At 48.2% G+C, this 15,806-nt stretch carries 11 protein-coding genes; 1 reads left to right on the forward strand and 10 read right to left on the reverse strand.

What is annotated here, in order from left to right:
- Window positions 1-209 precede the first annotated feature (209 nt).
- The gene (locus AC4G47_RS28810; protein ID WP_491103939.1) at window positions 210-3,416 is read left to right on the forward strand and encodes an InlB B-repeat-containing protein; all 3,207 of its coding nucleotides are present in this window, start codon (window positions 210-212) and stop codon (window positions 3,414-3,416) included.
- Window positions 3,417-3,467: 51 nt separating this feature from the next.
- Here AC4G47_RS28810 and AC4G47_RS28815 read toward each other — a convergent pair whose 3' ends face one another.
- The 10 genes from AC4G47_RS28815 to AC4G47_RS28860 form a co-directional block, all read right to left on the reverse strand.
- A complete protein-coding gene (locus AC4G47_RS28815) occupies window positions 3,468-4,574 on the reverse strand; it encodes a hypothetical protein (protein ID WP_491103940.1) in 1,107 nt (368 codons plus the stop codon).
- A 60-nt stretch (window positions 4,575-4,634) separates the two neighbouring features.
- Window positions 4,635-6,149 (reverse strand): sensor histidine kinase, encoded by a 1,515-nt coding sequence (locus AC4G47_RS28820; RefSeq protein ID WP_491103941.1) that lies wholly within the window; start codon window positions 6,147-6,149, stop codon window positions 4,635-4,637.
- Complete coding sequence (locus AC4G47_RS28825) at window positions 6,146-6,856, reverse strand: response regulator transcription factor (protein WP_491103942.1); 711 nt, start codon at window positions 6,854-6,856, stop codon at window positions 6,146-6,148. The genes AC4G47_RS28820 and AC4G47_RS28825 overlap by 4 nt, the downstream gene beginning before the upstream one ends.
- Window positions 6,857-7,246: 390 nt before the next feature.
- The gene (locus AC4G47_RS28830) at window positions 7,247-8,143 is read right to left on the reverse strand and encodes a helix-turn-helix transcriptional regulator (RefSeq protein WP_491103944.1); all 897 of its coding nucleotides are present in this window, start codon (window positions 8,141-8,143) and stop codon (window positions 7,247-7,249) included.
- 177 nt (window positions 8,144-8,320) lie between these two features.
- A complete protein-coding gene (locus AC4G47_RS28835) occupies window positions 8,321-9,730 on the reverse strand; it encodes an MATE family efflux transporter (protein WP_491103945.1) in 1,410 nt (469 codons plus the stop codon).
- 230 nt (window positions 9,731-9,960) lie between these two features.
- Window positions 9,961-10,824 carry a carbohydrate ABC transporter permease gene (locus AC4G47_RS28840; protein ID WP_458127368.1) on the reverse strand — a complete coding sequence of 288 codons (864 nt, stop codon included), beginning with the start codon at window positions 10,822-10,824 and terminating at the stop codon, window positions 9,961-9,963.
- 54 nt (window positions 10,825-10,878) lie between these two features.
- Window positions 10,879-11,760, reverse strand: coding sequence for a carbohydrate ABC transporter permease (locus tag AC4G47_RS28845; RefSeq protein ID WP_491103947.1), 882 nt, complete (start codon window positions 11,758-11,760; stop codon window positions 10,879-10,881).
- 38 nt (window positions 11,761-11,798) lie between these two features.
- Complete coding sequence (locus tag AC4G47_RS28850; RefSeq protein WP_491106823.1) at window positions 11,799-13,118, reverse strand: extracellular solute-binding protein; 1,320 nt, start codon at window positions 13,116-13,118, stop codon at window positions 11,799-11,801.
- Window positions 13,119-13,239: 121 nt separating this feature from the next.
- Window positions 13,240-14,028 carry a response regulator transcription factor gene (locus AC4G47_RS28855; protein ID WP_491103949.1) on the reverse strand — a complete coding sequence of 263 codons (789 nt, stop codon included), beginning with the start codon at window positions 14,026-14,028 and terminating at the stop codon, window positions 13,240-13,242.
- On the reverse strand, window positions 14,018-15,778 hold the full coding sequence (locus AC4G47_RS28860; protein ID WP_491103950.1) for a sensor histidine kinase: 1,761 nt from the start codon (window positions 15,776-15,778) through the stop codon (window positions 14,018-14,020). The genes AC4G47_RS28855 and AC4G47_RS28860 overlap by 11 nt, the downstream gene beginning before the upstream one ends.
- Window positions 15,779-15,806 lie beyond the last annotated feature (28 nt).

The following is a 15,806-nucleotide window of genomic DNA, read 5'->3' on the forward strand; positions in this document are numbered from 1 at the left end:
AAAGATATGGAACATTTCAACCATATATGATATGCATCTGGAAAAGCCAAAAAAATATTTCGAATTTGAACTAAAATCGTATTCATTTTTGCTCTCATATCCATTAAACTATGCTCATCATTATATGGCTTACCCACACCGACTAGCAAAAGAAGTGGATGGGAGCAAGCATACGGTGAACATATTAGGAGGAAAATGGGGATGAGAACGTGAGTTTAACACTGTTCAGAAAAGTAAGCATTCTGTGGTTGGTATTCCTGCTCGGATTAAGTGTGCTGTGGAATAACTCTGGCATGGTACAACGAGTGCACGCTGCAGAGGAAAAGCCATACATTGGGGAGATTCATTTATTTCCCTACAACGCAGCCCCATCAGGATGGGTGCCTGCGGATGGACGAACGTTTTCTATAAGCCAAAATACAGCTCTCTTCTCGTTGCTAGGCAATAATTATGGTGGAGATGGAAAATCAACATTTGCAATACCTGATCTATCCAATATTGCACCTCAAGGTTTAGGCTACTACATAGCCATAGACGGAATCTTTCCTCCCCGTAACGCGGATTCTCCTTATGCCAAAAATGCTATGCTTGGTGAGGTTCGCCTGTTTCCTTACTACTTTACACCTCAGGGGTGGTTGCGTGTAGAGGGTCAGTCTCTCCATATCTCTGATTACACTGAACTATTCAATATGATTGGCACAACCTTCGGTGGAGATGGGACGGAAACCTTCCAATTACCTACATTACCTAAAATCAAAGGTGACATTATTCATTACGCTGTATTTACGCACCGTGCCGAGACTGGCGGAACAGGGCTCGCGTACACTGGCGAGATCATTCCCATGCTGGTTCAACTATCGACTCCAAACTGGATTGAGGCCGATGGATCTTCACTGCCCATCAACCAAAATCAGGCCTTATTTAGTCTATTAGGCACCAAATTTGGGGGTGATGGCCAGGTAAGTTTCAGAGTACCTAATCTGAATAACACACCATCCGCATTGGTGTATTATGTTGTCAAAACAGGCATATTCCCTGATTTTGGAGGTGGCATTCCGCCCAATGCAACAGCAGATACTTACACTACCAGCCAAAACACGCCTCTGACTGTGCCATCACCGGGATTGATGGCCAACGACAGTAATGCTTCTACCGCCTCTTTAAGCACTGAACCGCTGAATGGAACCGTGGAACTTGATTCTAACGGTGCATTGGCCTACACTCCGAATACCAACTTTGTAGGAACAGACCATTTTTATTACACTGCCTCTAATCCATGGGGTACGAGTAATCCTGCGTTAGTTACCATAACAGTTGAGCAGGACTTGGCGCCGATCGTCAGCGGGGTAACAGACGAGGGTATATATAATCAAACGGTCACGCCTACATTTAATAGCGGTACAGCACTCCTGAATGGTTCTGCATTCACTAGCGGCACTCCGGTTACAGAAGATGGAGATTACACATTGGTGGTAACCAACCACATTGGCAGTACAACAGTCCACTTTTCCATTGATACGGTCCCTCCTGTTGTAACGGGTGTCATCAATGATGGAATATACGATGCAAGCCCGACCATCACCTTTAATGAGGGGACAGCCACCCTTGATGGTTCTCCATTCCTCAGCGGGGAGACGTTCAATGTTGAAGGTGAACATGTGCTGGTCGTTACCGATGCGGCAGGCAATACGACAACAATCCATTTCAGCTTTTATGCGCCACGGACTCTGACGTTTAACAGTAATGGCGGTTCTGAGGTAACTGAACAAACGGTGTCTTACGGTGACAAGGTTATTGTTCCAGCAGTTCCAACTAAAGCAGGATACACCTTTGCTGGATGGTATACCGATTCAGGTCTGAGTCAGGCTTTTGATTTTGACAATACCACCGTTACCACTGATATCACTCTGTATGCGAAATGGACGGTCAACTCCTATACCGTTAACTTCGAAACTAATGGTGGGTCAGTCGTTCCTGATCAGTCAGTCACGTATGGTGAGTTGGCGGCAGCTCCTGATGATCCAACCAAAGCAGGACACACTTTCGCAGGCTGGTATACTGAGCCTGAATGGAGTACGCCATTTGACCTGAATACTAGATCGATTGTCCAGGACACCACATTGTATGCAAAATGGGCACCAAACACATATAAGGTAACGTTTAATACACTTGGAGGATCAGCAGTATCCGATGCAGCTGTTGAATACGGTCAGAAACTTTCAGCACCTGCTTCGCCAAGCCGTTCCGGCTATACGTTTGCAGGCTGGTATGCAGACCCCGAGTTGAAGACTCCATTCAACTTTGCTCAAACAGAGATTACAGCCGATCTGATCTTATATGCCAAATGGAGTGTTAATTCCACGCCACCATCAGGTGGTAATGATGGTAACAACAGCGGCGGCGTCTCCGGCAACCAGAATAACAACGGGTCGAGCAGTACCCCTTCGTCGCCTAATACCATAACCCATTCGTCCACGAATGGACGTTTAACACTTGCTGCGGGGCAGGCTGGGCAAGTGAGTTTGGGCGATGGCATTACTGTAACCATCCCGGCTGGAGCAACTAATCAAGAAATGAAGATCACGATTGACCAGATTACAGATTCTTCGGACTTGCTAACTAATCAGACTAAACTCATCAGCCCGGTATATGAGTTACTTAAGAATGTTCAACAGAACTTCAATAAATACGTAACCTTGAATCTGACATTTGATACATCAAGCTTGCCAACCAATCACCAGGCTGGACTATTCTACTTTGATGAACAAAACAAGTTGTGGATCTCTGCGGGAGAAGCTTCAATTCATGACAATCAAGTCAACGTAGACGTGGACCATTTCACCAAATTTGCTGTTTTTGCTGTTGAACAACCCAAGGCGCCAGCAGAGATTGCATTTAGCGATGTCGACGGGCACTGGGCGGAAGATTTCATTCAGGAAGCCATCCGTGAAGGTATCGTGAGTGGATTTTCCGATGGGTCCTTCAAGCCTAATGCATCCGTTACGCGTGCAGAATTTACGGTGATGCTAATGAATACGCTGAAAACAGAATACACTGAAGCGGCAATAACTTTTACCGATCATGCAAAAATAGGAACTTGGGCAGAGTCTGCTGTCGCTCGTGCCTTGCAAGCAGGGTTTATTCAGGGAGATACCAAGGGAGCTTTCCGCCCCAATGATGCTATAACTCGTGCTGAGATGGCTGTCCTGGTAGCCGGTGCGCTTCAATTAAAAGCGCTAACTGGCACAAGCTCAACCTTTGCAGACGATGCACAGATTCCGCTTTGGGCCAAAGCAGCTGTCGCTGGCATGCAAAAAGCCGGGATGCTGCACGGTAAAGGGCTCAACACCTTTGCTCCAAGTGATAAAACCACGCGTGCAGAAGCGGTCAAACTACTGTTGAACGCAAAAAATTAGTGTGTATATCTAGAAGCCTGTTCCTTCCGGGAACAGGCTTTTCTGATTGTTTTATTCCGAGATCGTAATGACCGAGGTTACAAAGTGATACGACTCATTCTCCAATATCGCCTGCGATAACAGGATTTTATTGCCTTCCGGACTCCAGGCGAGTGGGTCAGAAGCGTTGTCCATATCCGCCGAAATCTGGAACTGTTCTGCCGATTCCGTGTTGGAGACGAATAATCCCTTTTCGTTGTCATTCTCTGAATTGATCGTATACGCAATCTTCGAATCGTCACCTGACCAGCTTGTGCCGAAGATCTGTGTGCCTCTGGCGAGCGTGGCTTTTTCATTGCCTTCCAGATCGGTGAGTACCAGCGCCCGTTTGGTATCCGCTGTTCTTTTCACAATGGCAAGCCTGGTTCCGTCATTGGAGGGAATGACCCACTCCACGCTTTTCAACACCTGTTTCACTTCACCAGAAGTGGTATCGTATGCATTCAACTGGCCGTCTTCGCCCGTAATATAATAGATCGTACCGTTTGAAACCTCGATGCTCCGCACATTAAAATTGCCTGTCTCCACCACTACCTCCGTTGTACCGTCCACACTTGCCGAGATGAGATCACCCTTCATATTGGGAAAAACAACATGTTCTTTATCCAGCCACGCGCCTTCTTGGATAAATCCGTCCTCCTTGCCAGCAGGGGTTGTCTCCCCGTTATGCAGGTTCAGGAAGTAGCCTTTGCCCGTATTTTCCTCCGGCTCCCGGTAGAACAGGTACTGACCATCCGGTGACACCAGCGGTGCACCCAGACTGACTTCACTTTCCTTGAGCGGCGTGTCTGTACCTTTGGTCAGATCATACATATATAAGTTATGCGGGTATCTTTCCTGACCTTCAACCGTAACGGGTTTCAAGGACTTGTTCTCCTTGTCGGATACAATCCAATCATCACTAAGCCATGTAATCCCGCGCATATTCGGCAACTTATCAATTTTCTCCAGCTTGAAGCTCTGGTACACAGACGTGTTGGTATTATCTTTCACTATAATATCGGTGCCCGTTTTCCCACCTTGTGCGTTGCCCCCCGGCTCCGTCGTTCCCCCGCATGCTGCTGTCGTTAGCAGGGCAATGGCCCCGAACGTCCCCAAAGCTGCTTGTTTCCAATTCATCATGGTCCCCCCTGGTTTCTCTTGCTATAGACCAAGCATACGCCTTGCATACTTCCAAAGTTATTCAGACTTGTTTCGAACTTGTAAACTTGCATCAGCCAAAGGGAAAATGAGCTGGAACGTCACACCTTCCCCATCCTCTGGATCGCCCGGATGGCTCGGTAGTAAGGTGATTGTACCGCCCTGTTTCTCAACAAACTGCTTCACAAGAGATAGTCCGAGTCCAGTTCCGCCCGTTTTTCTGGCCCGGTCTTTGTTCACGGTGTAAAAAGGTTCAAAGATCTTCTCCTGTGCCTCTGCCGGAATCGGCGTACCCGAGTTGTAGATACGAACGACCGCTTGGAGATCCTGCATCCGCAGTTCGTTCTTCACCCGGATCACGCCATCCGGGACGTTATATTTGATGGCATTATCCAACAGGTTGATGAAAATATGCATAAGACTTTCCCGATCACTGCGGATCACCGCCGGCTCAAGCTCCAGTTCCATGTTTAACCCAAACTTCTCAGCTTTCCCCCGCATGCGACCACAGGCGTCTGCCAGCAGAGCACTGACCTCGACATCTTCGGCCTGGTTCTCGAAGTCGTACTTCTCTAGGGCAGATAAATGTAAGACTTTCTCGACCATCTCGTACAGCCGCTCGGTTTCTTTGCCAATGTTATTCGTAGCATCATCAAGCAGTTGCGGATCATCCTTATACATGTCGAGCAGCTCAACATAGGCTTTGATCGACGTCAGCGGCGTCTTGAACTCATGGCTGATGTTACCGATATATTGTTTCTGCTGCTGTTCCAGCGCCTGAAGCTTCTCAATCGCCAGTTGCAGCTTCTGCTGCTCCGCATGCATGGCTGTGATATTTTGCTGAATGGATGTACTCATATAATAGATGCCCTGCCCAAGCTCGCCCAGTTCATCCTTGCGTCTTACAGGTGACTCCGTAATGTAGTCGCCTTCCCGAATGGAATCTGCGGACTTCTTAAGCCGGGTAATAGCGACAGCAAACCGATTGTAGAACAGATACCCCAGAATGAAGCTCAGCGCCACAACCGCAATCCCCGCCCACATGAACAGTTGAAGGATACGGGCATAAAAATCATGGTAACTCTGGACCGGATACTGCATCCACACGGCACCCATCTGCCCATCCGGACCGTCCAGTGGCGCGGCGTAGAGCAGGGTGTCTCCTTGTTCATGATAGGCAATTTTATTTTGCAGCGCATAGTTGAGCGTATCCTGCACAATCGCACTCTCCCCAGAGCTGATCGATGAACCGACCTGCTGGCCTTTCATATCATAGAGCGCTATCGGCAATCCGGTGGAATTGGCCAGTTCCTGTGCAAGCCTGCGGCCGTTTTGTTGTAAAAAGACTTCCTGTTCCAGATGAACGGACTCGGTGTAGTAGGACTGTCGCACATTCAAGTTGACCAACCGTGTCTGCTGAGACAGAATCCCCTCAATCTGTGACTGCTGGTTACGCTCAATACCTCGCAGTACAAGTGAGCTGAGCACCACCACCGTCAGGATGAGCAATGCTGCCAGAAAAACACTGAATTTCAGCTTGATGCTGACTCTCATACGGCCCCGCCCGATTCAGGCGCAGCGGCTTTGTAGCCAATCCCGTATACGGTCTGCAATTTTTGCTGATCCGTATCTCCGATTTTTTTGCGCAAACGCTGAATATGAATGTCCACAGTTCGGGTTCCACCCGCATATTCCATCCCCCACACCCGATCCAGCAGATCGTCTCGCGTGTACACCCGCTCAGGATTGGACATGAGAATGGTCAGCAGATCGAACTCTTTCGGTGTCAGATCCAGCTTCTCCTCATTTACGGTCACTGTGCGGTGAGCGACATGAATACGCAGTTCGCCATTCACGATAGCTTGGTTCTTCAAACCATCAGGTGGTGGACTGCTCTTCTCGACACGGCGCATCAGTGCTTTTACCCTTGCGAGCAGTTCACGTATCTCGAACGGTTTGGTCATGTAATCATCCGCACCCATTTCAAGGCCGACAATCTTGTCCACGATATCATTTTTGACGGTCAGTAAAATAATGCCGATATCCTCCCGGTCCTCCAGCCTGCGACAGACACCGTATCCATCGAGCCTCGGCATCATCACATCCAGAATCATGACCTGCGGGTGAAACGATGCGACCTTGACCAAGGCTTCTTCACCGTCACTCGCGGTCTCTACTTCATATCCTTCGCGCCGCAGCGCGTAAGCAATGGCACTGACGATGCTTGATTCGTCATCTACCACGAGCACCTTTTTATTCATGGGATTCATCCTCTACGTTACACGAGATAACTTCAAGTGCAGTACCGCCTTTCGATCGCTGTTAGTTGATAAAGGGCGTAGCATATGCTTCCGAAGTAACTTTCTTACAGAAAGCTTTGAACTTCGTTTCTTCAGACTGGTTCTGCACTCTTCGTTTTCGTGTAAATATTCAGTTCTTTTTATTTATGTTAGCAAGGTCCGTGCGAATTAGCTATGGATGAGTTATCAATTTGTATGAGAGCGTATGTCCTCTCAGCTTGGACTTGGCTCTACTTTCTTTATACCCTAAAGGCAACAAAAAGAGCCAACCCGCAATTGGATCAGCCCTTGATCTATAGATTCCCAATTCATGTTACTGTTTAGGCAACTGCTTATTGATCACCTCTGCATTTACTCCTCAAAGGACAGATTCAGCGGCTCGTCCGACATCTCGTACTCTGTCTCCATATGTGTCAGCGGTGTGTTCAGATCCACTTCCTCGAAGCGGAAGCTGTCGACCCACACTTTTCCTTTACCATTTAAAATAACCCCAAACGAAATAACCGCGCTGCCTTCCGGCACATCAAGTACAATGTTGTACTGGTTCCATGGCTGTGTACCCGTGATTGGCCGATCATGCATGTTATCAAATTGAAGTACATCATGGACGTTATTATCCACACGCATCCATAATCCGCAGAACGCATCCACACGCTCGGTCTTCACGAATCCCGATAACTTCATCCGGTTACCCACATACTTGTCCGCCCTGAACTGCTGCATCATCGTTGCGAACTCGTTAGGCTCCATCGGCGTAACGGCCTTCAAATACCCTGAAGCTTTCCCCTGATGCACTTCAGCAGGATCAATACCCATCTCATAATTCTGCGGGTGACTTCCGGTTAACATCCAGCCTGTAATCGTTGACGTCTGATTCATCTGTAATTCTCCTCCTCTGGTTCTTCCTTCGAATAATTGCAAATCGAACAATTTGCGAAAACGTCCTGGTGGCATGCCATATAATTTGCGGAATGCGCGGGTGAAGGCTTCCTGACTCTCAAATCCACATGCCAAGGAAATGTCCAGAATGCCTGCATCCGTGGTTCGCAGGGCCGTGGACGCCAGACTCATCCGGCGATTGCGGATATAATCCACGACGGTCATGCCCACCTCATTACGGAAAATCCGGTGATAGTGATAAGGCGACAACAACGCCTCCGATGCCACTTCTTCCAGCCCGATCTCCTCATGCAGATGGGTCTCAATATAGAACAAACTTTGCTGAATCATTGCACGGTAACGGCTCAACTGAAGTAAAGCCCCCTTCCATATCCTTACTATACGTGAACGATGTCATAGCCGTTTTGATCATTTTTGCTAAGTTGGATTCTATTGACTCTACCGAGAACGCAAAAAAGAGCCAATCACGGATTATATCCTTTCCGTCATTGACTCTCCTTTTATTTATTCGTACATCATTCTTCCTCAGACAGCCGGTACTGGCTGTGCACCAGGCTCTTCTTCATCATGCTCCACCAGTTCATGTTTCTCCCAGGCTCTGCTCTTCCAGCGGAAGTACATAATGACCGCTCGGGTCCACTCATCTGCCGCAATGGCAAGCCATACACCCGCAAGCCCCAGATGAAGCTGGAATATAAGAAGATACCCCAGTGGCAGACTCATGCAGACCATGGAGATCAGACCCATGTATACCGGGAACTTTGCATCCCCTGCCGCACGCAAGGAACCTATAATCACAATATTGCAGGTACGTCCGGTTTCGAGTAAAAGACTCAGTAAAATCACTTGAGCCCCCAGCTTGATAATTTCCGGATTATCCGTGAATATGCTCATCAGCGGCACACGGAACAGAATGATGATCACATCAATGATAACCGTAGCCAGAAGCGCCCATTTTACACTGTCAAAAACACGTTTGTACGCATCGTCTTTGCGCCGTGCACCCACAAGCCGGCCTACAATGATGGATGTCCCCATACCAATCGCCATGCTGAACAAGTAGATATAGCTGGAGATGTTACCCGCATACTGCTTGGTTGCCATGGCTTCTGCGCCCAGATAGGTCACATACAGCGTGAACACGAGCTGGCAGGAATGATATACCATGGATTCCATCGCAGACGGAATGCCAATCCGCAGAATTTTGCCAATAAAATGTTTGGACAATTTAATGTAGTATTCGAAATCCACCCGCACCTCGCTCACACGATACAACAACCAGAAGAAGATCAGCAGGCAGATAAAACGACTGCCCACCGTGGAAATGGCTGCCCCTTCCACCCCAAGCTTCGGCAGACCAAAGTGACCAAAGATCAGTGCATAGTTACCAACCACGTGAATCACGTTCATGAATACAGCGACGTACATCGTTTCTTTGGTATAACCATGTGTACGGATCGTCGCAGCCAGCGCATTAATGAGTGCCTGGAGGAAGATCCCGCCACCGACGATATTTATATACGAACGGGCAAAATCATAAATTTCGCCTTGAATGTTCAGGAGTGATAACAGATGTCCTCCGAACAGAAGAAAGATTCCGCTCAGGACCAGCCCCACAATAAGGTTCAGTGTAATGGCATTACCTGTAACCTGTGCTGCTTCACTTAGCTTTTTCGATCCAATATATTGTGCCACTACAATCGCAGCACCATGTCCAATGACTTCCAGTACAAGTATAGCGATAGAAATAATCTGGTTGGCTGCTCCAACGCCGGAGACCGCGTTATCGGACACCGAGCTGAGCATGAGCGTATCTACGCTCCCCATCAACATAAATAAGAAGAGTTCCAAGAAAATAGGCCATGTTAGCCGAATCAGATTCAGATCCTTGGCATCAGACCGAAGGGACTCTTTGGTTGAGGATATTGCTGTCATTTTCTCACCTTTCCCATGTGGGCTTTAATTCTTAGGGTATGTTAGCACAGGTAGTTTGAAAATGCAGTAGTTTTGCGAAAATAGTTGAAAGTTTTTTGTAATCCCATAAATAGGAATTTTCATTGCTTTCATCAAGCCCATCTTCCGTACGCTTACCAGACATTTCAGAAGACAAAAAAGGACCCTTCCAACTTGCCCTTTAAGCAAGTAATAGAAGAGTCCTTGACCTTTTAACCTTTAACAGAACCCGCAGCAATTCCCTCCACGATTCGATTACTCAGAATGAGAAAAGCAATCAGGATTGGCATAATGCTGATCATCAGCGTCGCACCAATGGCTCCCCAATCCGTTGTATATTGACCGATAAAGTTCTGCACCCCAACAGTCAGGGTCTTATACGCATCTGTACTGATGAACGTATTGACGAAGATGAATTCATTCCAGTTATAGATCATGTTAATGATCGCCGTTGTGGAGATGACCGAAGACGTCATCGGCAGCACAATCCGGAAGAAAATCCGATGCACGGAGCAACCATCCATTACAGCGGCTTCTTCCACCTCCCGAGGGAGCGCGTAGTAGAATCCGAGTAGAATCATAATGGTAATTGGCATATTAAATGCAATATAGGACAGGATGACTGACAAAGGATGATCCGTTAGATGAAGCTTCAGGAATAAGCTGAACAGCGGGATCAACGTGGAGTGTACCGGAATCATCAGACCCACCATGAATAACCCCAGCACTAGTGAACGACCCTTCCAGCGCATACGCGTAATCGCAAAGGTCACCAGACTGGCAAACAACACGGTGAACACAACCGAGACCACCGTAATCCATACACTGTTGAAAAAGTATAAGCTGATATTACCTTCAGTCCATACCTTGACATAGTTCTCCCAACGCGGCGTAGCAGGAAGGGAAAAAGGCGCCATGTCGAATACTTCCTGATTATTTTTAAGCGAGAATAACAGCAACCATACCAAGGGCAGAATTTGCAGCACAGCTACCAGGGACAAGAGGAAATATAGTAGAACATAGCCGAATCTTCTGAGCCATGCCGAACCTCGGTCTGTCCCCGGGTAAGTTGGCAATCTAACGGCCGTATCCGTCTTCACCGGGATGGACCTCCTTTCATTTCACTTACGTCAGGAATACTGAATCGTATCTTTGGATGCTGTCGCTTTTCGAAGCAACCAGGTAACCAGCAGACAGATCAAGAGCAGGAAGAAACCTACAGCACTGCCGTAACCAAAGTCGAAGCTGCGGAACGCCTGACGGTACATATAGGAGGCCATTACTTCGCTGGAGCCATTCGGTCCGCCATCGGTCATCACGTAGATGAGATCGAAATATTTGAGCGAGCCCACCACAGCCAGCACCACGGTCACCTTGATGACTTCTGTAATAAGCGGCAGCTTGATTCGAAAAGCGATCTGCCACGGGCTTGCCCCGTCAATCCGGGCGGCTTCCACCAGGGATTCCGGAATATTTTTGAGCGCCGCATAATAGATCAAAATATAAAAGCCCGCATACTGCCACAGAATTGGCACGAACAATGCATACAGTACCAGGGATGGCTCGGCCAGCCAGGCTGGTGGATTGCTGAATCCAATCGCCTCCAGGAATGTATTCAGCACACCATTGCTGGGATGATATATTTTCAGCCATAGCTGGGCGATGGCTACGGAAGACAACAGCATCGGGATCAGGTATATTTTTCGAAAAAAGTTCGCGCCCTTGATCTTGCCCGACAGCACCAGAGCAATCATGAGATAACCGATCAGGCTCAGCGCGGAGAATAAAGCAAGTAAAAAGGTATGATTCGCACTCTGCCAGAATGTTCCGTCCTGAAGCAATCTGGCGTAATTATCCAATCCAATAAAGGTCATTGCACCGATCCCGTCCCATTGCATCAAACCATAATATCCGGTGAGCACGATCGGGATGTAGACCAAGACCAGCAGCAGAAGCAGTGCAGGAAGCACGTACAACGCAGCAACGAGACGGTTGGACATGACTTTGTCCATCACATTATCCTCCCTTCAAGCGTTCAAGCGCGTGTACGTCAATTGCCTTTATCAATCGCAGCCTGATGATTCTTCACAAAGTCCTCTGGTGTCACCGCTTTGCCAAACAACGCCTGAATCATGTCCAGATGTGCCTGAGCCGCTGCCGGTCTCATCTGCACGTCTGCAAAGAGCGTAAGACTGCTCGCCTGATTCAATTCGTTCAGCAGGTCTGTGTAGAGCTGTGGCAACTCTACTTGAGCCGTATCCACTTTGGTAGCCGGGATGACGCCTGCTTCAGTCACCGAGCTCTCGCCCCATTTTTCCACAAAGTATTGCACGAACTTCTGCGCTTCTTCCTTCACTTTGGAGTTCTGGGCCACGAACAGCCCTACGCCTGGACCACCTACCCAGCTGTTAATGTCGCTCTTACCGCCTTCAATCGTCGGGAATTTGAAAAATCCGATCTTATCCTTGAATTCCTGTGGAATGTCCGGGTTCGTCGTGAAGTTCGGCAGTTCCCAGGTACCCATCAGATACATGGCAGCTTTTTCGTTCATGAATTCGGATTTGCCCTCATCGTTAGACAACCCGTTGAAGCCTTTGTTGAAGGCATTCATTTCCACCAGCTTTTGTACCTCCGCAGCAGCTTGAGTCAGAGCAGGATCGTCAAACTTGCCAGAGCCATTGATGGCCTTTTCCAATGCATCTCCACCTAACCGATTCGCCAGATACATATACCAGAGCGAGCCCGTCCAGCGGTCTTTATTACCCAGTGCGATCGGTACTTCACCGTTCTCTGTCAGTGTCTTCAGCACACTCAGGAATTCATCGTACGTTGCTGGCGGCTGTAGATTATATTTGGCAAAAATGGCCTTGTTATAATAAATGGGGGAGATATTCAGCTCAATGGGCAACGCATATGTTTTGCCGTCTATCGCATAGGCTTCGGTTGTGCCGGCTATGAATTTGTCGCCCAGCGAGCCGCTCAACAGATCATCCACCGGTGCGAACAGATTGCCTTTCACATAAGGCTCCAGAAATCCAGCAGCCCAAGTTACACCCACATCGGGAAGTTCATTGGATGCAGACAGGATTTTCAGTTTGTTCTTGTATTGTTCATTCTCCAGCACTTCTTGTTTAATGGTCACATTCGGGTGCTCCGTCTGATACTGCTTGATGATATCGTTGACCAGTTTGTTCTGCTGTGCGGAACTTCCTGCTGGCCAGAGGTGCATGAATTTGAGGGTCACTTTTCCATCTGTTCCATTGCCGCCCGTTTCACCCTCTTGATCAGAACTTGAATTGTTGCATCCGGATAAAATTACTGCGAGAACCAGCGTCCATGACAGAAGCATGGCCATCGTCTTTTTGCTCATCATCCCAACCCCCTTGGTTTTTTCGGTTAATGTAACCGCTTTAACCAAATTGTAGCACGCACCCAACACACCTATAAGACTAGGACGATTTGGAAAAACTCCACTTTTTTGAGGTAATTTATTACCTCGTATTATTGAGGGAATGACGATATTTGCTTGGGCTAAGCCCCTCCAGACTTTTAAATACCTTGATAAAGTACTTATCCGTCTGATAACCGACCTGTTCCGCAATCTCCGAGATTGGCATAGTCGTCTGCACAAGCAACTCCTTGGCGCGCTGAATGCGTTTACGGGTAAGATACTCACTAAAATTGATTCCAATCTGCTCCTTGAACAACACGCTGAAGTAACTGGAGTTTAGATGGAGTAAGTCAGCAATCTCACGCATGGTCACATGTTCACCCAGATGAGTCTCCACATAAGCCAAAGCTTCACTGATCTGGCTATTGAGCCTCTGTTCCCCGCGCTCCTTGGCATCCAGAAGCTTGGGGTCAACCATTTCCTGCATTGTTTGAATGCGTCGCTGTTGTTCGCTGAACTTTAGGGCTTTCTCGACGGTCTGAAGCAACTGTTCCTTATCAATGGGTTTCAACATATACTCCACGACCCCCAGCTTAATAGCCTGCTGGGCGTACTGAAAATCGGCATGTCCCGACATAATCAGGACAACAGGCTTGTTCGAAAAATGCTGAATGGCTTCAATCAGAGACAAGCCGGAGAATTCTGGCATGCGAACATCCGTTATTAACAGATCTGCCGGCTTTTTCTTGAGCCATTCCACGGCCTCGACGCCACTTTCTGCAGTCTGAATGTGATTTCGTCCTGCCGACCATCCTTCCAGTGTTTTACGAATACCCTCTCTTGTACGTGGCTCATCATCAACGATAAGAATCGTTTTGTCACGAATCATATGCACCCTCCGTTCCCTTGGGAATCTCAAAGCAAATGACGGTCCCTTCGCCAACCTTGCTCGTAATGGATAGCTTGCAACGTTCGCCGAGTTGGCTGCCAAAGTAAAGCTTCAACCGCCGATGTACGTTGATCAGACCTACGCCTGTACCCTTATTGGATACAGCGGGACCGCCATGTAAGGCATGAATGACAGATTGAAGCCGGGATTCATCCATCCCGGGACCATCATCCCGAACCTCAATGCGAACCAGATTCTCCTCTATCGAAGCCACATGGACGATTATCTTTCCCGGGCCCAGTTTACTTTCAATCCCATGAAGAATCGCATTTTCGACCAAGGGCTGTATGAGCAGTTTCGGAATTGGGACCTTACGCACCGCATCGCTTAGCTGAATCTCCCATTGCATTCTTTCTCCCAACCGCATCTGCATAATTCGAAGATAACGCTCGGCGTGTTCCAGCTCATCGGCCATCGTAACCCATTCATCCTGCTGGGAACTGGAGATAATGTAGCGAAACAACCGGGACATCGCCACGACCATACGTGCCATCTCCTCGTCTCCCTTCTCCTCAAGGGACCAATAGAACGCTTCCAGTGTATTGAATAGAAAATGGGGGTTAATCTGAGATTGTAGCGCCTTTAACTCAGCTCGGGACTGCATGACTTCCTTCTCATGAACCACCCGGGTCAATTCGTTCTGCCTGTAGACCATCTGATTATAAACCTCGTTGAGTTCATTGATCTCCATCGTAGAGCTGACCATCAGATTGGGCTTCATCGCTCCCGGCTGTGCACCACGCATGGCTCGCATTAGCCGGATTAACGGACGTGTAATCATCGTGGACAGAAAGAACGACATGACGAGGAACAGAATAACACCAATCATTCCCGAGACGAGCAGCGCCGTCCTCAAGATGGACACACCTTCCGTTGTCTCCCGCAGCGGTGTCAGGACAGCAAGTGTCCATCCGGTTAATTCAGACTTTTGCCGGACGACGATATAGGACTCCTCTCCATTCTGGACGACAGATCCACTGTACAGTATGGCTTTTGGGTCGAGATTAATCTTCGGATCAGAAGTCACTACCTCTCCTTCTGCGTCCAAGAGCATGATGGAGTCCTGCGAACCATCTGCCCCATTCGAATCATTGAGTTGAAAAAAACTCCGCTGCATCCGCACCACAACATAGCCTCCATGTTCAAAAGAATGATCCAGTAGATTAATCCTTCGAATAGCCAGAAGCACTCCCGGATCTTCCGGATCAGAGCCTGCCCACACCATCCTGCCTTTTCCTTCGTCCGCTTGGGTGATCCAGCTACGCTCCACCCTGAGATCGAGGGATCGGTCATCCATCGGAAAAATGCGATTATAACCTGTAGTGTATATTTCCATACTTTGCGCGCCGTTGATGAAAGATTGATAACTACCTGCAATCTGCAAGAGAGCTTGACGCTGATTAAAGGTGGCCGGTTTGCCTTGCTTCTCATCGCTGAGCAGACGCTGCACATATGAATCATCCGCAACCTGGGCTGTCAGGGAGTTCACCTGTGCAATGAGTGCATCCATTCTGCCACTGGCTTGGACTGCGGTTTGATGGATATGTTTCTCGGCATTGCTTTTTAGCAGAGCGGCCACCCGATCATAGGCGGATATGCCTGCGAGCAGCAGAACAACGAGCATCACCATAACGAAACCAATGAAGATCTGATTGCGAAGTGAGTTGAAATGTCTCTTTTTTCCCTGCAACTTCCCCATTCCCCTTTCTCTGCATGTA

This window comes from Paenibacillus sp. Negev47 (assembly GCF_058313655.1).